The organism is Streptomyces sp. NPDC058086 (assembly GCF_042885015.1).
Classification (GTDB): Bacteria; Actinomycetota; Actinomycetes; order Streptomycetales; family Streptomycetaceae; genus Streptomyces.
In genome coordinates this window covers 21,081-41,578 of record NZ_JBHVST010000019.1, presented here as the reverse complement: position 1 = coordinate 41,578, position 20,498 = coordinate 21,081, and the positions used below count along the sequence as shown (strand labels likewise).

The window sequence follows — 20,498 nt, the reverse complement described above, 5'->3', positions numbered from 1 at the left end:
GTGGGCGAGGATGAGCGATGCGGCGCGCGATGAGCGGCTCCGGCGTTACACCGTCAAGGGCCTTCAGCTGGCTGCCGTCGCAGCCGCCTACTACGTCAGTGCCAAGATCGGGTTGCAGCAGCAACTGGTGAGAGGGCAGGTCACGCCGCTGTGGCCGCCCACCGGCGTCGCTGTCGTCGTCCTGTTGCTCTGGGGCCTTCGCATGTGGCCAGGAATCGCTCTCGGGGCGTTCGTGGTGAACGTGATGCTCGGGCCGTCGATCCTCCCCGTCTTCGCCATCGCGGTGGGCAACACGCTCGCCCCGGTCTGCGCCTACCTCCTCCTGCGGCGTGTGGGATTCCACGCCGCACTCGACCGGCTGCAGGACGCTCTGGCTCTGGTCTTCCTCGGGGCCTTGGGCGGGATGCTGATCAGCGCGACGCTCGGTACCGGAGTCCTGGTGGCCTCCGGCGCGCTGGCGGTCCATGCCTTCTGGCCGACCTGGTCGGTGTGGTGGACGGGCGACGCGATGGGGGTCCTGGTCATCGCGCCGTTGCTGCTGGCCGTGCGCATCGCCCGATGGCCACGCGGCGTACCTGTCCTGCGCTGGGTCGAGGCGGTGGCCCTGCTGGGCGGCACCGCCGTGGTCGGCGTGGTGGCCACTCACAGCTCTGTCGACCTTCTCTTTCTAGTCGTCCCCTTCCTGATCTGGGCGGCCTTCCGCTTCCAGCTGGTGGGCGCCGCGCCGTGTGCGCTGATCGCTTCCGTGATCGCGATCAACGCGGGTGCCGCCGGGGCGGGTCCGTTCTCCGGCCACGATCTCCTCGCCAAGATGGTCATCCTGCAAGCCTTCAACGGCACCGTGTCACTGACGGCCCTTCTGCTCTCGGCGGTCGTCACCGAGCAGAACCGCACCCTCCGGGAGATCGAAGGGGCCTGCGAGCGCCTGAAGGAGGCGCTGTCCCGGCTCGCGCCGGACGAGACATTCGACCACTGGCCGTCTTCCCGCCCGGAAAGGCCGGATCGCCAGAAGTGGCATCGCCCTTGAAACGTGCGGGGTTTTGGCTGCTGGAGTCGGCCTCCCGGAATGCCGGCCCTCTCGTCGGCACGGTGGGACTCCGACGCGGACGAGGAGCCCGCCGCGTGAACGAGACCCGGCACGGATCAGATGGCGTCGATCCGCCAGGCGATCACACCGGTCGACCCCTTGGTGCCGTCGACATCGATGCGTACCGGCTTGTGCACGGTGATCCGCCGCTCGACCACCGCCTGGTCGCACGGCACCTTGGTCTCTGTGCCGGTGCTCGCCGGTGTGAAGGTCAACCGCGCACTGCCGTTGCCGACGCACACCAGGTTGAGCCTGTATGTCCCGCCCTCGCTCAGGCTCGGCTCGGTGTGGATGCCGTCGGTCACCCGCTCCGCGCCGGCCTCGACCATCTTCCCGCTCCGGACGGCGGTCAGGGCCGCCTGAGCCTGCTCGGTGAGCTTCTTCTGGGACGGCTCTGTCACCGCCCGCGACCCACTCGCAGCAGGCGGCGAGAGATCTTTGGAGGCCTTGCCGTCACCGCTGCCGGACGTGCACGAGGCGAGCAGGACCACTGACGCCGCCACAGCGCATCCGGCGAGCCATGTCCGCGGGTTCGAACAGGTCATGATGAGTCTCCGGGGTGTCTCAACTGGGCCGATACGTCGGCGAGGTCGCTGCGGCTCGTCAGGGTGTCCGGGTGTTCGGGACCCAGTACGCGAGTGCGGATGTCCAGGACAGTGCGGTGTTCCGCCTCTGATTCCTCCAGGCGTCCCAGGGCCCGCAGTACGTTGGCGAGGTTGTTGCGGCTGATCAGGGTGTCCGGGTGTTCGGAGCCCAGTACGCGAGCGCAGATGCCCAGTTCGACACGCATCTCCCCCTCTGCCTCCTCCAGACGCCCCAGGGCCCACAGCGCGGAGGCGAGGTTGTTGCGACTTGTCAGGGTGCTTGGGTGTTCGGGGCCCAGAATGCGAGTGCGGATGGCCAGGACGGTGCGGTGTTCCGCCTCGGCTTCCTCCTCCCGCTCCAGATCCTCCAGCACGATGGCGCGGTTGTTGCGGCTTGTCAGGGTGTCCGGGTGTTCGGGGCCCAGAGTGCGGGTGCTGATGTCCAGAACGGTGCGGTGTTCCGCCTCTGCCTCTGCCGGGCGTCCCAGGTCGCTCAGTGCGAGTCCGAGGTTGTTGCGGCTTGTCAGGGTGTCCGGGTGCTGGGGGCCAAGGGTGCGAGTGCGGGTGTCCAGGACGGTGCGGTGTTCCGCCTCCGCTTCCTCCGACCGCCCCAGATTCCCCAATACGAGCGCGCGGTTGTTGCGGCTTGTCAGGGTGTCCGGGTGTTCGGGACCCAGTACGCGAGTGCGGATGTCCAGGACAGTGCGGTGTTCCGCTTCTGATTCCTCCAGGCGTCCCAGGGCCCGCAGTGCGTTGGCGAGGTTGTTGCGGCTGATCAGGGTGTTCGCGTGGTCGGGGCCCAGTACGCGGGTGCTGATGTCCAGGATGGTGTGGTGTTCCGCTTCTGATTCCTCCAGGCGTCCCAGGGCCCGCAGTGCGTTGGCGAGGTTGTTGCGGCTGATCAGGGTGTTCGGGTGCTCAGGGCCCAGCGTCGCTTCCCTGTCGTCGAAGACCAGGCGCCAGCTGATCTCCGCGATTCGATAGCGGCCTTGGTCGAGGGCTGTTGCGGCGATGTCGTCGGCGTCTTCCGGGGCGCAGTTCGCCAGCACGGCCTGGATGACGGATTCAGGGACGTGATCACCGGGGGCACTCTGCCGCTGGACGACGTCGGTCAGGTAGTCGAAGACCTGGACGTTGTTGTCGTCCTCCGACTGGAGCAGCGCGGTTGTAGTGGCCCGCTGTGGGCGAGTGGCCCAGGCCCAGGCCTCCTCCAGAGATTCGGGCTGAAGGCGACGACCGCCCCGTCGGGCGAGGTAGTGCTCGTGGGTGGCTTCCAGCAGGCGGCGCGGCAGTGGCGCGGTGCAGCCGGCCCGGCGGATGTCGACGGCGGCGGCGATCAGGGCGGCGGCACGCGGCCGCGTCGGCGCGGCGGGGTCGGTGTTCGGGCTCCAGGCGTTCTGCCAATCACGCAGCAGATCCGGTCCGGCAGCCATGTACTCGGCAATGCCGTAGGTGTCGGCGTGGCTGAGTGCGTCGGCGATCCGCGGATCCCAGTCGCGGGTGCGAGCCCGTTGCCGCTCGGTCGGGCTGAACACCCGTTCCACGCGCAGTTGGTGGGCTTGTTCCAGGACTTCACGGGCCTCGTTGTAGGTCAGTCTGCCTGCCTCGTCCTGCGTGGCGGGGCCGCTGGTGAGGCGCGCTTGCTCGGCAGCGCGCAGGCTCGCCAGGATGACCCGGTGGTGCCCGGTGCCACCCAGTACCCGCGCGATGCCGGTCCGCGTCAATCCGTCGGCGCCCAGGTAACGCTCCAGATCACTCAGCCACAGCACGCACCGTCGCTCGTCGGCCGCTTGGGCCAGTGCCGCCGGCACCGCGGCACGATCCTGCGGTGCGATCAACACGTGATCCGGAAGCGTGGCGAGCATCGCCTCGTAGGCCGCGCGGGACTTCCCCGCGGTGGAATCCCCCACCAGCAGCACGAATCCGCCCCGTGCCAACTGCTCGCGCAACTCCTCGTCGATGTCGCGCGGCACGTACACGGGAACCCGTTCCGCCGTCGTGGCAGCAGTGTGCCCGGGCGGGGCGACCACGCCGTCCGGGGCGGGATGCACGCCCAGGCGGAGCGGATCAGTCGCCTGGGCCACCTTCGGCAGCCGCCCGTTGGGCAGCACCAGACAGCCGTTCTCGATCTTCAGTGCCCGCTCGTCCCGCTGTTGTACGGCGCGCTTGTAGCGCTCCTGCCACACCGCGGCCACCGCCACCAGGACGGACGCACCCGCGACCGCGGCGCTGACCGCCCATTGGTTCGTGATCTTGAACGTGGCCAACAGAGCCGGAGCGGTCGCCAACACCGCCAACCCGGCCACGACCAGCAGGAGTCGATTCTCCCGCCACCCACCCGTTCCCATCGAACCCGTTCCCGTCAAAGCGCACCCCCGGAACTGGGATAGCGGGCCGACGCTCATCCGCGCAAGAGGATCAACGGCTCGAAGCGTACGAGCGCTCTGCGCGCCTAGGTCCTGTCGTCAAATTCCCGTCGTCCGCCCGGAGGGCGGGCCCCGCGGGGTCAGGTGCGTGCTCTCGGCGTGCCGGGCACAGGCCCTCGTACTGGACGTACTTGGGTCTGTGCCCGGTGCGGCGAAGGGGGTCCCTCCCTGTTCGAGCGAAGCCGAGAACTTGGGGGCGCGTGCATGGCGTCGCAGGGCAGACGGGAATGTGACGACAGGGCCTAGACGGCTCCGACGCCGTGATCACGCCGGCCACAGCGAGATCATCCCGCACCCGCTGATCCCCTCGACTCGTGAGGACGGGCTCCGGAAGCGACGGCGAGGATGTCGTTGATCGCTTCGCGCAGGCTCCCGAAGTGGCGGTGCACGCCGTCCACCGCGACGGGTGCGTTGACCCCCCACACCGTCATCCCGGCTCGCAGCCCGGACTGCACACCGGAGGGTGCGTCCTCGATGACCAGACAGTCCTGCGGCTCGGCGCCGAGCCGCTTGGCGGCCAGGAGATAAGGGACGGGCGAGGGCTTGCCTTCCTCGACGGAGGCGGCGTCGACGATGAGGCTCGGGACCGGCAAGCCGGTCCGGGCGAAGCGGCCGCGCACCCGGTGCTCGTAATTCGACGTCACCAGTGCCCAAGCCTCCGGCGGCAGGGCCTCCAGCAGCTCGGACGCACCGTCGAAGGCCGCATACGTGCCGGACCGGACGTCCTCGTCCTCGAGTTCGTGCAGTGCGGCCAGGCACTCCTGCGGGTCACGGTCCGGAACGACCTGCGCGAAGGTCTCCAACGGCCTCGTCCGCAAGGCCACTTGGTGGACCTCGTCGGGGTCGAGTCCGTATCGCTCCGCCCACACTCCCCAAACCCGGCGCTGGTTGTCCACGGCATCGATCAACGTGCCATCGACGTCAAACAGGACGTACTTCCTGGCTCCGGGCCGAGCAGGTTCACCGATCATGTCCTGATCATGCCATCAGGCCCCCGAACAGCCCCCGAACAGGCAGTTTGCGCACCTGCGTTGTGGCCACGCGGATCCATCCGACTCGGAGCACCCCAACTCCGTGTCGACGCTTCAGGTGCCTTTCGACCGGCGGGCCAGGAGCTTGCCCAGTTCCCACAGGAGCAGGAGCGCGAGGGCGGCCAGCAGCGCCCAGCCGAACTGCCGCGCGTTGATCTGGGTCGTCCCGAGGATGCGGCGGAAGCCGTCCATCTGGGTCACCAGCACGGCGAGCACGAACTGGGCCAGCGCCACCCAGTTCATCTGCTTGCTGTCGAAGGTGGACGTCGTCAGCACCGAATCCGTCTCGCTGCGGCACTCGAACGCGGCCACGATCAGACAGAGGGCGAAGGCGGTGAACGCGATCGACCGACCGGTCTCGACGCTGTCGAAGTGGGCCTGGCCGAGCTTGATCAGTCCGAGCAGGACGACGGTGATCGCCAGCCCGCCGATTCCGACCGTGACCAGTACGGGCCGGGTGAGCACCGACTCCCCTCGCGGACGCGGCCTGCGTCGCATGAGTCCGGGGCTCTCCCGGTCGAAGCCCAGCGCGAAGCCGAAGGAGGCGTTGACCACGAAGTGGATCCACAGCACCTGCGGCGGGGTGAAGGGCTCACCGGCGGCGATGTTGAAGACGGTGGCCCCGAGAAAGGTCAGCACGAAGGTGACCAGCAGGAGAAGAACGAACCGGATGTACTTGGTGAGGTTGTCGTAGATTCTCCGGCCCTGCTCCACGGCGTACACGATGGTGGCGAACTTGTCGTCGGAGAGGATCATGCGTCCGGCGTTCTTCGCCACGTCCGTGCCGCTGCCCATGGCGATACCGATGTCGGCGGCCTTGATGGCGGGTGCGTCGTTCACACCGTCCCCGGTCATCGCCACGACCTCGCCCTTCTTCTTGAGCGTGTCGGCGAGCAGCACCTTGTGCTCCGGCGCGACGCGCCCCACCACACCGATGCCGTCGATACGGGCGAGTTGCTCGTCCTCGCTCATGGCGGCGAAATCGGCGCCGAGGACCGCCTCGCCGGGGATGCCGAGCTGCCGGGCGATCGCCGCACCGGTGGTGACGTCGTCACCGGTCACCATACGGACCCGGATGTGCCCGGCCTGGGCGCCGGCCACGGCGGTCTTGGCGTCCTCGCGGGGCGGATCGACCATGCCGACGAGACTGGTCATCCGCAGTTCGGTGACGTACGCGAGCAGGTCCCCGTCCGGATCGAAACCGGCCGGGTCCAGGTCACGGGTGGCCGCGGCCATCACCCGGCGCCCCTCGCCGCCCATCCGCTCGGTCTGCGCCTCGGCACGCGCGACCAGTTCGGCGTCCCACGGGACGGTCTCGCCCGCCGCGAGCGCGGTGGAGGCCCGCGCCACCAACGCCGGGACCGCGCCTTTGACGAAGCATCGGACGACCTGCCGTCCGGCGGTGTCGACCGCTGAGTTGAAGGTGGCCATCAGCTTGTAGCCCGGGTCGAACGGCAGTGTGGCGAGCCGGGGAAGGCTCTCCCTGGTGGCGTCGATGTCCAGCCCGGCCTTGTGCGCGAGCACCAGCAGCGCGCCCTCGGTGGGATCGCCCACCACCTTGCCGTCCACCAGCTTCGCGTCGCTGGCCACCACGTACGGCAGGATCGCGTCCTCGATGCCCGCGGAGGAACCCGCGGCATGGTGGATCCTCCCGTCGAGCCCGTAGCCCGTGCCCGAGACGGTGTACCGGTCGGTGGGACTCACGACCTCGACGGCGGTCATCTGGTTCATCGTCAGGGTGCCGGTCTTGTCCGAGTTGATCGCCGACGTGAACGCCAGGGTCTCGACCGACGGCAGCTCCTTGACGATCGCGTTCCACTTCGCCAGGTTGAGGCTGCCGACGGACAGGATCGCCTGGGTCACGGTCGGCAGGGCCTCGGGGATGGCGGCGATGGCCAGCGAGACCGCGCTGACGAACAGGACGTCCCAGGCCTGGTCGCGGTGCCGCCCGAGGGCGAACATCACGATCATGGTCAGGCCCGCCGCCCCCGTGATCCACAGCGTCAGGGTGTCGAGTTCCTTGGTGAGCGGCGGTACCTCCTTCTCGGTGGCCGACAGCATCCCGGAGATCTTGCCGACTTCGGTTCCGACGCCGGTCGCGGTGACGACGAGTACGCCGCTGCCGTGAGTCACCGGGGTGTTCATGAACGCCATGTTCGTCTGGTCGCCGGGTGCCGGCCGGGCGCCAGGCAGCGTGCGGGCGTCCTTCGAGGCGGGAACGCTCTCGCCGGTGAGCGCCGACTCGTCGATCTGCAGGGCACTGGCCTCGATGATGCGTCCGTCCGCCGCCACCTGGTCCCCGGCGGCGATGAGCACGATGTCGCCGACGACCAGCTGTTCGGCGGGGATCTCGGCCTCCGTCCCGTCCCTGCGCACCCGCGCCGTCGCCTTCATCATCGACTGCAGCGCGTTCATCGCGCTCTCGGCCTTGCCCTCCTGGCGCAGGCCCACGACCGCGTTCAGCAGGGTCAGGACGATCAGCAGGATCCCGGTGGTCCACTGCTTGATGAGCAGCGAGACGATCGCCGCGGCCACGAGGACGATCTGCATGTAACTGCGGTACTGCTTGAGGAACCGGCGCCAGGCCGGAGTTCGCTTCTCCTCGGGCAGCGAGTTCGGGCCGTGCGCGGTCAGGAGCTGCGCGGCCCGTGCCGCGGAGAGGCCGACCGCCGGATCGACGCCGAACGCGGCTACGACCTCCTCGGGAGCGCGCGTGCACCAGCCGTCCTTCGAAGCCCGAGGCTGTTCTCCCACGGAATCCGACCGCACCGTCATCGTTCTGCCTCCGATCCGTGGCCACGGATGCGTCCGGGCCGGTCACCCGCCGCTCCGGACAGGCCCTAGCCGCGCTTCTTCTTCGTCGGCCTGTCTCTCCGGTCAGATGTTCGAGCGGCCGACGGATGACGGGAGGCGTACGGATCGGCCGGGGCTCCGGCGGGGGCTTCCTGCTCCAGCTCCTGTTTGGTGGCGAGCAGATCCTTCCGCGCCTCTTCCCCCACGTCGGGGTACTGAGGATCGATGTCCATCAGGGTGTGCGCGAGGACCGCCGCCGCGCAGATCCGCGCGAACCACTTCCGGTCCGCCGGCACGACGTACCACGGTGCCCACTTCGTACTCGTGGCCGAGAGCATCTCGGAGAACGCGTCCTGGTAGTCGTCCCACCGGCGCCGCTCCCGGACGTCGGCCGCGGAGAACTTCCAGTTCTTCTCCGGCAGGTCGATCCGCTTCAGGAAGCGGGTGCGCTGCTCCTCCTTGGACAGGTTCAGGAAGATCTTCACCACTTTGAACCCGTTGTCCGTGAGATAGCGCTCCCAGTGGTTGATCTCCCGGTAGCGCCGGTCCCACAGGCCCGGCCCACGTGCGTCCTGCGGCAGCTTCTGCCGGAGAAGGTTCTCTGGGTGGACTCGTACGACGAGAACCTCCTCGTAGTGCGAGCGATTGAAGATGGCGATCTCGCCGCGCGTGGGCAGCCGCCGGGCGTAACGCCACAGGTAGTCGTGGTCGAGTTCCTCGGTGGAGGGCACCTTGAAGCTGCTGACCCGTACGCCCTGGGGATTGACGCCGCTCATCACATGGCGGATCGTCCCGTCCTTGCCTCCGGCGTCGAGTGCCTGGAGACAGAGCAGTACGCCGTACGTGTCCTGGGCGGCCAACCGCTCCTGGTACTCGGCGAGCAACGACACCCCGGTCCGCAGCAGCTCGGTCCCGTCCCGCTTCTTCAGACCGGCCTTGTAACGAGGATCGAAGTCCCGGTCCAGGCGCACCTTCGACCCCGGTTCCACGCGTAGTGGCCCGATGAAATCCGCGATGCGTTCGGCTCTCTCGTCCGACATCACCTATCAGTCCTTTTCCGGGACCGGCGTTCGACCGAGGGGCAGGCGGCCCTCAGCCGCGCCACCATGTTCCGGACTCCCTCGCGGGCACCAAGTTCCGGACTCCCTCGCGCTCATTGTCTGCTCGCCCGGACAAGATCGCCCCCTGAGGCCGAGTACACCTCGTGCGCCCGGTTCCCGGTTCACCCGCCGCGGGTGCGGTCTTGTGAACCGGTACCCGCCCATCGCGGAACACGGCATGGTCGGCGATCTCCAGACCGCCGCCCTGGTGTCGTCCGGCGGAACCATCGACTGGTGGTGCACGCCCCGCTTCGACTCGCCCAGCCTCTTCGCCTCACTCCTGGACAGTGAACGCGGAGGGCTTTGCCGTCTCGCCGCGCAGTCCCCGGACCCGGACGGCAACGGCAAGTGCGACGGCAACGGCAAGGGCGAAGACAACGGCAAGGGCGAAGACAACGGCAAGGGCGAAGACAACGGCGGCGACGACGGCATGACGGTCCGACAGCTGTACCTGTCCGACACAGCGATCCTGGTCACCCGGTTCATGGCACCCGGCGGAGTCGGTGAAGTGGCCGACTTCATGGTGCCCGTCGACTCCTCGGCGCCGACGGACGTGCACCGTCTGGTGAGGGTCGCACGGGTCGTCCGGGGCAGCCTGCCCTTCGCCCTCACCTGTCGCCCGCGTTTCGACTACGGCGACGACATCACCGCCCGTTTCACCCTGTCCGCCGGACAGACGGCCGCGGCGGCGTTCCTCCCCCGGCAAACGGGATCCGGCACCACGCGTACCCCTCGGACGCGAGCCGGTTGGCCCTCCCCCTACGCCAGGCTTGAGGCTGAGGTCGGACGAAAGGGCAGATGTACGGGCCACTCCGTGGGTCAGGTCTCCTCGCTCGCCGGGGTGACCGTGCGTACGTTGCATCACGGCGAGCGGGGCGGGACGGAACGGGCAGGGGTACGACGCGGTCAGGCCGACGCGTCGGGCTTGACGATCGTGCTGACGAAGTCCCCGATGGCTTCGAGGGTGCGTCCCATCTGCTCGATCTGCGGGAAGTGCCCGGCGTCGGGGATCGGGGCGAAGCGCCCGCCCGGAAACGAGTCGGCGTAGCCGCGCCCGTACTTCAGGGGCGCTATGCCGTCCTCCTCGCCCCAGACGACCAGCACCGGCACGGTCACCCGGTGCAGTCGGCCGCGCAGCTTCGGGTCGTACGTGAACCCCTCGCCCCCGTACACGGCGAGGGTCTTCTGGTTGGCGGCGGCCGCGGCCCGCTGCGCATCGCTGAACGAGGCGAAGTCGGGGCGGAACTGCGCGTTGGCGAAGGACAGTTGGCTCACGTCGGCCGGGGCCAGGGTGCGCGGGTCGACGACCCGGTTCTCCTTCATGTGGGCGTGGATGCCCACCGCGTTCAGCAGGGTCAGCGCGCCGATCCGGCCGTGGTTGTCGCGCAGGGCCATCTCGGCGGCGATCCAGCCACCGATGGAGTTGCCGACCACCATGACGCCCTTCAGGTCCAGGGTGTCGAGCAGATCCAGGTACGCGACGGCCAGGTCGGCGACGGTGTCGAACCGCTCCGGGCGGGGAGTGCCGTCGAAGCCGGGGTGGGTCGGCGTGACGACGTACACGTGCTCGGACAGTGCGGAGGAGATCCCGGCCACCGTGCGCGGGCCGGCGCCGCCGTGCAGCATCAGCACGCCGGTGCCCTCGGTGTTCTCGCCGTACTCCTGGATGGTGACGGACAGTCCGCCGGACAGGTCGACGGTGCGGGAGGCGGGGGTGGAGGCGGGGGTGGTCATGGTGAGGTCCTTGTCATCGCGTGGTGAGAGCTGACTCTCATGAATCTAGGAGGTCCGCTCTCTTTATGCAAGTGAACTCTCATGACGAGACCTGGCTATCTGGTGGACGGCCCGGTCATCGACAGGAACAAGATCCCGCCGCTGGGCGGGCGCGCGCACGACGACGCCGGTCGGACCGGCGCCTGGAGCAAGGCGGCGACCACCGGCATCCCGGTCGACGACCGTGCGGCGGCACTGCACTGCACGGGCACCTGGAAGTCGGCGGCGGCATCCGCCGCCTGGCCGGGCACCGAACGTGCCTCCGCCGCCAAGGGTGCGTACGTGTCCTTCTCGGCGGACGGCACCCAACTGCGCACAGTGGCGACCCGGAAGTCGAACGGCGGGCGCTTCGCGGTCGTGGTGGACGGAAAGACGGTCGGTACGGTGAACACCTACGCCGCGAAGACCGCCTACCGGCAAGTGGTGTTCACCCGCACACTCGGCACCGCGATCACGACCCACAAGGTGCAGTTGCGGATCCTCTCCGACAGCACACCCGGAAGATCCACCGTCGCCCTGGACGCCGTGATGGTCACGCGCTGAGCCGACCGCCCGGGCCGTGAGACCGCTGGGATGCGCGAACCGGCTCTGAACTGGGGAAACGTGGCCTTCCTGGGAAGCCGAACGGAATGGAGGACTGTGGGGGCGGCAGACTGGACCGCCGGCTCTTGCGAAACGGGCACGCATGAACACCTCGACGCACATCGACATCGGCTCGACTTCGACATCGGCTCGACCTCGACATCGGCTTGGACGGCCAGGAGTTGAGCCCTCATCTGGACGGATGACCCATCGCACGGCTCAGGGGCACAGGGACACCGGTGCGTGACAGGCGCGGCTCCGTTTCCGGGGCGGCAGGCCCTACTCTGATCCCCGTGAGGCAGGCAGGCGTTGGGAAGGATGATCGGCGATGACGCCCCTGAGCACCGGGGACCCGGAGTCCATAGGCGGGTACACCCTTCTCGGTCGGCTCGGGGCGGGCGGCATGGGAGTCGTCTATCTGGGAGTCTCCGCCTCGGGACGGCAGGTCGCGGTCAAGCTCGTGCGCGGGCCGTACGCCCAGGAGGAGGAGTTCCGGACGCGCTTCCGGCAGGAGATCGAGGCAGCGCGCAGAGTGAGCGGCGCCTTCACCGCGCCTGTCGTGGACGCCGACCCGGACGCCGACCGGCCGTGGATGGCGACGCTCTACGTGCCGGGGCTCAACCTTGCCGAAGTCGTGGAGAAGGACGGCCCGCTGAGCCAGCGGGAACTGCGCGCGCTGGGGATGGGGCTCACCGAGGCGCTGCGCGACATCCAGCGGGCGGGCCTGGTGCACCGGGACCTCAAACCGCGCAACGTCCTGATGACCGAGGACGGGCCGCGCGTCATCGACTTCGGCATATCACGGGCTTCTGACCACCAGAGCCTCACCACGACCGGGCGGATGATCGGCACTCCGCCCTTCATGTCGCCGGAACAACTGGCCTCTCCCCGGGACGTCACCCCGGCCTCGGACGTGTTCTCGCTGGGGTCGCTGCTGGTGTTCGCGGCTGTCGGCACGGGACCGTTCGACGCCGACAGCCCGTATATAACCGGCTATCAGGTGGTGTTCGGGACCCCGGACCTCGGCGGTGTGCCCGAAGCGCTCCTGGGCATTGTCGAGCGCTGCCTGGACAAGGACCCGGCCGCACGGCCGGAACTGACGGACATACACCGCATGCTCCAGGCGCTGCCGGAAGACGACGCCACCGGGCCCCCGCAGACCGGGCAGTCCGCGAACCCCCGGCGCCGCCCCACTTCTCGGAGCGCGGCCACCACCTCCGCGGGCGCCGCGACCGGCATTGGTACCGGCAAGCGACGCCGAGCCCGGATGCTGCTCACCGGCCTCGGTGCGGCGATGGCCGTCACGGGGCTGTGTATCGGGGTGGGTGTCTTCGTGTCCGATTCGGACACCGTCACCGTCACCGCCACCGCCCATGCCGCGTCACTGCCCGACGGCTGGCGGCCGTGGCAGACGGAGCTGCGGTACGACGTGAAGGGTGTCCCTCTCGACTACGACAGCCCGGGATGCGTGGCGGAGGGAAGCGCCCTGTTCTGTGGCGGTACGGGTTTCACGGCCGCCAGGATCGACGCGGCCTCCGGCCGCACCCGGTGGCGGACCGGCACCCGCCCTCAGGGGGCGCAGCCGATCGGCGTTCGCGACGGGCTGGTCTATGTGTACGAGGATCCGGACGACAGGACCAGGCGCGTGGTGGTCCTCGACGCCGCTACCGGGCACCGGCGGTGGCAACGCGACATCAACAAGTCCGAGGACCCGGTCCTGTACGACGGCGGACTGCTGACCCTGTCTCCCGACTACTCGTCGTTCGTGGCTTACGGGCCTTCCGGCAAGGAACTGTGGCGGGCGCCCTCGCTGGGCGAGTACTGCACTCCGTCGGCGCTGGGAGGCGTCCCCTACGCCCTGTGCTCGGAGGGCAACGAGCCCGGCCAGGCCCCAGTCGAGCTGATGAAGCTCAGATCCGGCAGCCTGACCGAAACGGCCACACTGCCCAAGAAGGCGGAAGCGCTCGGCGCTGTCGGCGGGCAACCCCTGTTCCTCGCCCCCCAGACCGCGAAGGACGTGTACGAAGCCGGGTACGAACGGCCGTACAACGCGCTGCTGCGGGTGGCCTCGGAAACCGGGCAGGTCAGACGGATACCGCTGGCGCATCCGCTGACCGGCGCGGCCACCCTTGTGGACGGCGTCGTCTACTTCGTCAGGTCCGACGGGTCGGTCACGGCGGTGTCGGCGGACAGCGGCAAACAACTCTGGCAGAAGACGACGGACATGGAGAGTCTGTCCGCGCCCGCGGTGTCGGCGACGTACAAGCGGGTCTATTTCTCCAACCGCTTCGGCCGTCTGCTGGCCCTGGACAGCCGCACCGGAGCGGAGGTTTGGCGCACCTCCGCACTGGACGACCCCGGGGACAAAGTGCAGAGCTACCCGCCGCGCGTGCTGCTCGTCAAGGACGCGATCGTGGCGACGGCCGGCGACACGGCCTTCTCCCGGAGCCCTGACGGGCCCACCTGACCGACCGAGGCAATCACCGCGCACCGTGCGGATCATCCCTCAGACCGCCTACGCTGCCATAGGGGTGTGCATCCGCAAGTCCTCAAGGCCGTCACAGACGCCGAAAAGTACCTAACCGGTGAAGCGAAGCGCCAGGCAGGACAAGAGGCCGAACACCAGGCCATGGAGGCCAAACAGAGGGGCGTGCAAGCCGAGAATGCCCGCTCGGACGGCCTTGCCGTAGAGGCCGCGGAACAGCTTCGCGCTGGTGTCGCACGGCACCTCGTTGACAGATGGCTGGAGCGTGTTCGACGGGGCCGTCCCTGGGCCGTCCAAGGCCGCTCGGCAGTGGCCACGGGCGACCAATGACGACCAATGACGACCGCTCATGTATGCCACGGCACCGCCTGGACCTGCAAAACCCAGCTCATCGAGATCCCCGGCAAGACCCGGGGCAAGAAGAAGCAGCCCCTGACGATCAAGCCCCCTGCCGGCGATGACCCGCGGGTAGGGGGCTTGTCGCTGTGGACGCCGATCGGCGGTCAGGCTGCCGGCATCGGCGATCCCGCGATCAGGAAGTCCCCGATCTGACGATCAGAAGGAGACGTTGACGCCGACCTGGTGGTACTGGCCGGCGGTGTCCAGGACCTCGTCCTTGACGGCGCCGAACTGACCCACGAGGTCCGAGCTACCGATCGCCGTGGGGCCGGCGGCGATGCCGGCCTGCGGGCTCAGGCCGCCGGAGACGGTGTCGAGCTCGGCGTCGGAGATTTCGAGGGTCTGAACCTGGGGAGCGGAGTTCATGATGAAACTGCCCTTCGTATGAATGTTCCACAAGGGGGAGCGGCCAAGTTGGGGATAGACGGTGGGCCGCGACCGCAGGCGCGTGCCATCCGTTTCCAGACGTCTTGGCGCGATCCCGTCGGCGCGAAGGATCAAATCACGGAGCATGCCCGGCATCCAGTCGGTCGCTGCTCCCGGCAGGGCAGTTGAAACAGTCGGCTTCTCATCCATGCGCGCATGCACACGAATTGGGGGCAGCTTCTCTACATGTAGCCCCGCACAGGAAAGCGACAGCTATTGCCACGGCGGCTCCGACCAGGACAACTCCGCACCAACAGAACGCTCCCGTGACCCAGTTGCGCATTCGCTGTGCAGATTCAGTCACGTTCATATCCGCGCGTCCTTCAGCACCTTGTCCACCACGTTCCGCGGCCCGTACACAGCCGGCCTCATCAGGTCCAGCTCCTGCGTCGGCACGGCCCGGACGGCGGCGCGGTTGCCTTGCAGGACCTTGCGCTGACGCCGGACGCCGCGCGGGTTGTCGTCGCCTGCGCCTCGCCCTATCACCACCAGGCGTTCCGCACCGCCGACCTGGCGGACGACGGCCGCTACACCACCAGCAGCTACCCCAATCAGGAGCTCACCCTCACCGGAAAGCTCGATGCGCCCGTGGGGTTCGGCACCGGAAGCGCCGTCGACATCTGGCGGCTCGACGACCCCTTGGCGGGTGAGGGCACGCTGATCGGGTCCGCGACCGTCGCCGCGGACGGGCACGGTCAGCTACACCGACCGTCCGAGGAAGTCGGCCTTCACGACCGCGTATGCCGGATCGTGAAGGCCGATTTCGTGCTGGGGGACCGCATGCCCCGGTCGGCGTGGCGCGCCGCGTCTTCGCTGGGCTTGGGCTACTTGATGTAGACGAGGCTGTCGGTGGTGACGGTGGGACGGCCGCTGGTGCCGACCACGACGATCTTGATGGTGTGCTTGGCGCTGCTGGACCAGGTCTTGGTCCAGATCGCCTGCCGGTACAGGGTGGTGGAGGACTTCAGGTCGACGGTGGAGATCTTGGTGCCGTCGACGTAGATGTACGCCTGGCCGGAGCTGGCGGCGCGGGAGACGACCCAGGCGGCGGAGCGGCCGGTGAAGGTCCAGGTGAGGCTGGCGCCCTTGGAACCGCTGGAGTAGGACTGGCCGCCGAGGTAGCCGGTGGAGGAGCGGGTGGTCCAGCTGCCGGACTTCGTGGCGGCGGTCTCCTGCAGTATCACCGGGGTGTACGAGGGGGACGACGTGCGGTAGTTACCGGCGTAGTCGTAGGCCCGCATCGACCAGGTGGTGGCGGCGCCGGACTTGGCGGTGCGGTTGGAGGTGGTGGTGGTCGGGCCGAAGGTGGCGGTGGTGGGGGACAGCAGCTTCACCTCGCGCAGGGCCTTGTCGTCGGTGGCCTTCCAGCCGAGAGTGACCGGGACGGCGCTGGTGCTGACGGTGCCGGAGCGCAGGGAAAGCTTCGGGTTGGTGGTGAAGGTCGGTGCGGTCGTCTCCGCGACGACGGTCAGCGCGGCACTGGTCGCGGTCCTGCCGGACTGGTGCACGGCCCGTACGGCGACGGTGTGGCTGCCCAGGGCCAGGGTGACGCCGGCGGACGTGGCGGTGCCGGAGGTGGTGGCGACGCTCTTGCCGTCGACCAGCAGCTCGAACTTGGAGATCAACGACGCCGGTGTGGTGGCCGTCCAACGGACGGTGATGCCGCCCTTGGTGTAGTACGTCGAGCCCGAAAGGCCCGCGCCGTCGACCGAGCTGACCTTCAGGCCCTGCACCGGGCCGGATGCCCAGGTGCGGATGGTCGGCAGTTGGTCGTAGAGCAGGCCGCCGGGGCACTGTGTGTTGTAGCCGTCCCGGTGGCCGGAGATCCGCTGGAAGGTGTATTTACTGCCCGCGGTGAAGTCGGTGTTGAAGTAGTTGTGCTGGCTCGCGCCCGCCGTGAGCTGGGTGGTTCCGGCGGGATCGGCGCCGTACTGGCCGAGCTTCCAGGCCGCCAGGCGGGCGACTGATGCCAGCGTGGCGTTGGTGGCGCTGGTGGTGGTGTAGTCACCGAGCACCGCGATGCCTGCGGACTCCCGGTTCCAGCCGTAGGTGTGTGCGCCGAACACCGGAAGGTCGACGCCGCCCTTGCGGCCCTCGAAGATGGTGCCGCATTTGTCGACGAGGAAGTTGTAGCCGATGTCCTTCCAGCCGCTGACCTGGACGTGATACGCGTAGATGCTCCGGATGATCGACGGCGAGTCGGCGCAGGAGTAGTCGTTGGCCCCGTCGGTGTGGTGGACGAAGACCGCCTTCACGTCCGCGTTGTACTCCGGCGCCTCGGGGCTGATCGACTCGTCGGCACCCCAGTCGGCGCGCGAGACGATCGGCGGTTCGGGCACGGTGGACGGCGGCGCCGAGGGCGGCGCGCTGGAGGACGTGCTCGGCGACGGCGACACGGAGTCCGTGGGGGACGCCGAGTCCGAGGGCGAGAGGGAGTCCGTGGGGGACGCGGGCGCGGAGGGCGGGACGGAGTCGGTGGCCGTCGGCGTGGTGTCCGTCGCAGCCGGGGATGTGGTGGTCTGTCCGTCCGTCGGCGCGGTGGTGGTGGTGTCGCTGGGCGCGGCGGAGTCGGTGGGCGCGGATGCCGTGGCGCCGGGACTCTCATCGGCGACGAACGCGGCAGGCTCGGCCGCGGTGCCGCCGGACTTGGTCTCGGCGTCGGTCACCACCCCCGGGTCGACCAGGTTGGCCTCAAGGCCCTTGGGCAGAGCGGAGCTGCTGGTGCCGTTCTTGCGGATGACCTGCACCTGCATGCCGTCGGACGGGCCGACCCACAACGGCTCGGACGCTCCGCGCACTCCGACGCCGGGGTTCTCGAGCGGGTCGACGTTCAGTTCGAGGTCCTGCCAGGCGCTCCACTGGCCGGTGCCGAGGCTGCGGGTGCGTACCTGCGCCGTGCCGTCGAGCCGCTTGGCCGCCCCTGTCCAGGAGACGCCGAGCATCGAGAACCGCTCGGTGTCCGTGCGCGGCAGCTCCCGCTTGTCGCCTGTGCCGCCTTTCAGTGCGAGGTCGTACACCTTCGCCGGCCGCTTGGCCCGCCCGGCCGCGCCGGGATCGGAGGACGGGCTGGCGACGGCGTAGGTCACCACGCCCCCGCCTCCGAGGACCACCGCACCGAGCGTCAGCCACGCCCGTCGTTTCATGTTCAGCGGTCTGTACACATGTGACGTACGACGACCCACCACGTATCCACCCCTAGAAGGCCCGAAAAGGCCACAGAAAAAAGTCACACGAGGCACACCTGTCACACAGGAGGCCGCCCTCTACAGCGCATCGCGTCCGACGAACATCACGGGGCGACAGGCCTCGGTGATGCAGATCACTGCGATGGCGATGTGTCGTGCGTGCCACGGATGGTGCGGGCCGTCGAGGTCCGTCCGAGTGAGGCGGGCGATCGGCTGATGCCTCCTGCCGTGGCCGGTGCAGTCGCGGTCAACGGCACTTGTGGCGGTGGCACTTGGAACCGGATGCTGAGGCGCCCGGTCTGGGGGCGGCAGTGGTGGTCGTCCTCCTGCCGGTCTTGCCGCCCCGCTTGGCGGGGGCCGCGGACGGGGAGGGCGTGGGAGCGCCGAGCTCGTCGGTGCCGCGGCCGAGGGGGGCGGGCGGGGGGAAAGGGGCGTCGGGCAGGCCGGCGAGGGCGTCGCGCATGTACTGGGTCCAGATCTCGGTGGGGATGTCGCCGCCGAACACCTTCTGGAGGCCACCGACGCCTGCCAGGGACTGCAGCTGTGGGTGGTTCGAGTCCTCTCGGAAGAGGACGACAGAGGTGGCGAGTTGCGGGGTGTAGCCGATGAACCAGGCGGAACGGTAGTCGTCGGTGGTTCCGGTCTTGCCCGCCGCGGTCCTGCCGAGAGCCTGGGCCTTGGTGCCGGTGCCCCGGGCGATGACGCCCCGGAGCACGTCGGTCACGTTGCCGGCGACCGCCGCCGGCAGGGCTCGCACGGGAGCGGGGGCGGAGAAGCCGGCCAGTACCGAGCCGTTGTGGATGACCTTCGTCACCGAGTACGGGGTGGCCTGCATCCCGTCGGCAGCAAAAGTCGCGTACACGCCTGCCATGCGAATGGCGCTCGGTGTGGAGGTGCCGATGTAGAAGCCGGCGCTGGGGGCGGCGAGGCTGCCCGGGCGCAGGCCGAGGGATTCGGCCGTCCTCGCCACGTTTCCGTAGCCGACGTCCTCTCCCAGTTGCACGTACGGCGTGTTGACCGACTGCTCCATGGCCTTGCGCAGAGGGATGTAGCCCCAGCGCTGGGGGGTGTCGTTGTGCTGGTGGAGGAGCCCGGTGGGGTCCTTGGGGTCGGCGACGTAGTTGCCCTGCTGGTCCTTGATCTTGATGCCGTCGTCACCGTTGAACTTGCCGGCCGGGGTGATCGGCTCCGGTGACTTGCCGGGCTGTAGTACCGCTCCGTGCTGGAGTGCGGAGGCGAGGACGATGGGCTTGAAGGTCGATCCCACCGGGACGCCGGAGGTGTCGGCGTTGTCCGAGTAGTGGGCGTGGTCGAAGCCGGGGCCGCCGTAGACGGCGAGGATCCTGCCGGTCGTGGGTTCCACCGAGGCGGCTCCGACCTGGACGTCCCGGTCGACCGGCCGGTGGGCGGGGTCGAGGCGTTGCCCCCGCACCGTGGCGACAGCCCTCGTCAGTTCCGCCGTCTTCTTCCTGTCGAAGGTGGTGTGGATCTGGTAGCCGCCCCTGCTCAGGCCGCTGTCGGTGATGGTCGGGGCGTGTGTCTCGGCGTACGACCTGGCGAGTTGGACCAGGTAGCCGGTCTCGCCCGTGAGCCCTGAACCGCGGGTCCACTTCCTGGGTGTGGGGAAACCGGCGGCCGCGTACCGTGCCCGCTGCCCGGATGTCAGTTTGCCGGTCGTCACCATCCGGTCGAGCACCCAGGACCAGCGTGCTTCCGCCTTTGCCCTGGCCGCGGGATCGGAGTCCGCGTACTGGAAGAGACTCGGCTCGTTGACCGCCGCGGCGAGGAAGGCTCCCTGGCTCGCGTCGAGCCTCTCCACCGGGAGGCCGTAGTACATACGCGCCGCGGCCTGGATGCCGTTGGCCTGACGACCGAAGAAGCAGGTGTTCAGATACCCCTGGAGGATCTGCTCCTTGGTCATCGCGGCGCCGATCTTGGTGGAGATCAGCAATTCCTTGAACTTGCGTGAGACCGTCTGCGACTGGTCCAGGTAGGTGTTCTTGACGAACTGCTGGGTGATCGTCGAGCCGGACTGGACGGAGCCGCCCGCGGCCATGTGGACGACGGCGCGGAGGATTCCCTGCGGGTCGATGCCCGGGTCGGTGTAGAAGGAGGCGTTCTCCGCGGCGATGAAGTCCCACCGCACGTCGGCGGGTACCTGTGAGAGCGACACGTTCTGCCGGTTGACGCTGCCGTCGGTCGCCAGGACCGTGCCGTCCGACCAGTAGTAGACGTTGTTCTGCAGCAGTGCCGTGGGATTGGGGTCGGGGATGGTGACCGTGGCGTAGGCATAGCCGACGACCGCTGCCGTGCCGCCGAAGAAGAGCAGGAAGAGCGCCAGCACTTGGCGCACCGACGGCAGCCAGCGGCGCGGGCCCGTCCTGGCTCGGCGCGGGTAGTCGATCCAGCGTCTCTTCTGTGGCGCCCTTCTCCCGGCACGGCGTGGCATGTCCTGTCGGGGGGCCTGGTCACGATGCGCGGCCCGGTGGCCCGTGGCGCGGTCACCTTCGGTACGCGTGCCGCCGACGGAGCGCTGCGGCGGTCGGCGCCGGTGTCCGCTCATGGGCTCTGATCACTGTCCTCTCAGTACAACTGCGGTGTCTTGGACGGTCCGGGCTGCCGGAAAC

General features: G+C 68.9%; 14 protein-coding genes and 2 pseudogenes. 6 read left to right on the top strand and 10 right to left on the bottom strand.

Translation table 11 applies throughout. The features are described 5' to 3' along the window. The first annotated feature begins 10 nt into the window (after positions 1–10). A complete protein-coding gene (locus ACFVWD_RS17420) occupies positions 11–1,027 on the top strand; it encodes an MASE1 domain-containing protein (protein WP_389596986.1) in 1,017 nt (338 codons plus the stop codon). A gap of 116 nt (positions 1,028–1,143) precedes the next feature. Here the strand turns inward: ACFVWD_RS17420 and ACFVWD_RS17415 are convergent, their stop codons facing one another. From ACFVWD_RS17415 to ACFVWD_RS17395, 5 genes are all read right to left on the bottom strand, one after another. Continuing rightward, on the bottom strand, positions 1,144–1,488 hold the full coding sequence (locus ACFVWD_RS17415) for a hypothetical protein (RefSeq protein ID WP_389596984.1): 345 nt from the start codon (positions 1,486–1,488) through the stop codon (positions 1,144–1,146). Between the two features lie 140 nt (positions 1,489–1,628). Further along, the gene (locus ACFVWD_RS17410) at positions 1,629–4,019 is read right to left on the bottom strand and encodes a tetratricopeptide repeat protein (RefSeq protein WP_389596983.1); all 2,391 of its coding nucleotides are present in this window, start codon (positions 4,017–4,019) and stop codon (positions 1,629–1,631) included. A gap of 362 nt (positions 4,020–4,381) precedes the next feature. Next, entirely contained in the window at positions 4,382–5,068 is a 687-nt protein-coding gene (locus tag ACFVWD_RS17405) for an HAD family hydrolase (protein WP_389596981.1), read from the bottom strand. 114 nt (positions 5,069–5,182) lie between these two features. Then, a complete protein-coding gene (locus ACFVWD_RS17400; protein ID WP_389596979.1) occupies positions 5,183–7,903 on the bottom strand; it encodes a cation-translocating P-type ATPase in 2,721 nt (906 codons plus the stop codon). 65 nt (positions 7,904–7,968) lie between these two features. Beyond that, positions 7,969–8,961: a polyphosphate kinase 2 family protein gene (locus ACFVWD_RS17395; protein WP_389596977.1), complete on the bottom strand. Its 993-nt coding sequence runs from the start codon at positions 8,959–8,961 to the stop codon at positions 7,969–7,971. Between the two features lie 205 nt (positions 8,962–9,166). Here ACFVWD_RS17395 and ACFVWD_RS17390 point away from each other — a divergent pair. Beyond that, positions 9,167–9,748 (top strand): annotated as a pseudogene (locus tag ACFVWD_RS17390) (trehalase-like domain-containing protein); the annotation flags it as partial. 179 nt (positions 9,749–9,927) lie between these two features. Here the strand turns inward: ACFVWD_RS17390 and ACFVWD_RS17385 are convergent. After that, a complete protein-coding gene (locus tag ACFVWD_RS17385) occupies positions 9,928–10,755 on the bottom strand; it encodes an alpha/beta fold hydrolase (protein ID WP_389596975.1) in 828 nt (275 codons plus the stop codon). Between the two features lie 81 nt (positions 10,756–10,836). On the opposite strand from ACFVWD_RS17385, the gene ACFVWD_RS17380 reads away from it, so the two are divergent. From ACFVWD_RS17380 to ACFVWD_RS17370, 3 genes are all read left to right on the top strand, one after another. After that, a complete protein-coding gene (locus tag ACFVWD_RS17380; RefSeq protein WP_389596974.1) occupies positions 10,837–11,337 on the top strand; it encodes a hypothetical protein in 501 nt (166 codons plus the stop codon). A gap of 367 nt (positions 11,338–11,704) precedes the next feature. Further along, on the top strand, positions 11,705–13,843 hold the full coding sequence (locus tag ACFVWD_RS17375; protein ID WP_389596973.1) for a PQQ-binding-like beta-propeller repeat protein: 2,139 nt from the start codon (positions 11,705–11,707) through the stop codon (positions 13,841–13,843). A gap of 354 nt (positions 13,844–14,197) precedes the next feature. After that, positions 14,198–14,413, top strand: a complete 216-nt coding sequence (locus tag ACFVWD_RS17370) for a hypothetical protein (RefSeq protein WP_389596971.1) — start codon at positions 14,198–14,200, stop codon at positions 14,411–14,413. A gap of 3 nt (positions 14,414–14,416) precedes the next feature. Here ACFVWD_RS17370 and ACFVWD_RS17365 read toward each other — a convergent pair whose 3' ends face one another. Together ACFVWD_RS17365 and ACFVWD_RS17360 are read right to left on the bottom strand one after the other, a co-directional pair. After that, positions 14,417–14,626, bottom strand: coding sequence for a hypothetical protein (locus ACFVWD_RS17365; protein WP_389597121.1), 210 nt, complete (start codon positions 14,624–14,626; stop codon positions 14,417–14,419). A gap of 366 nt (positions 14,627–14,992) precedes the next feature. Further along, positions 14,993–15,103 (bottom strand): annotated as a pseudogene (locus ACFVWD_RS17360) (DUF2000 domain-containing protein); the annotation flags it as partial. 3 nt (positions 15,104–15,106) lie between these two features. Between ACFVWD_RS17360 and ACFVWD_RS17355 the strand changes: the two are divergent. After that, positions 15,107–15,523, top strand: coding sequence for a hypothetical protein (locus ACFVWD_RS17355; RefSeq protein ID WP_389597128.1), 417 nt, complete (start codon positions 15,107–15,109; stop codon positions 15,521–15,523). Here ACFVWD_RS17355 and ACFVWD_RS17350 read toward each other — a convergent pair. Then, a complete protein-coding gene (locus tag ACFVWD_RS17350; protein WP_389596970.1) occupies positions 15,511–17,829 on the bottom strand; it encodes an N-acetylmuramoyl-L-alanine amidase in 2,319 nt (772 codons plus the stop codon). The two genes, ACFVWD_RS17355 and ACFVWD_RS17350, sit on opposite strands and share 13 nt — an antisense overlap. A 289-nt stretch (positions 17,830–18,118) precedes the next feature. Then, entirely contained in the window at positions 18,119–20,224 is a 2,106-nt protein-coding gene (locus ACFVWD_RS17345) for a transglycosylase domain-containing protein (RefSeq protein WP_389596968.1), read from the bottom strand. Between the last annotated feature and the right edge of the window lie 274 nt (positions 20,225–20,498).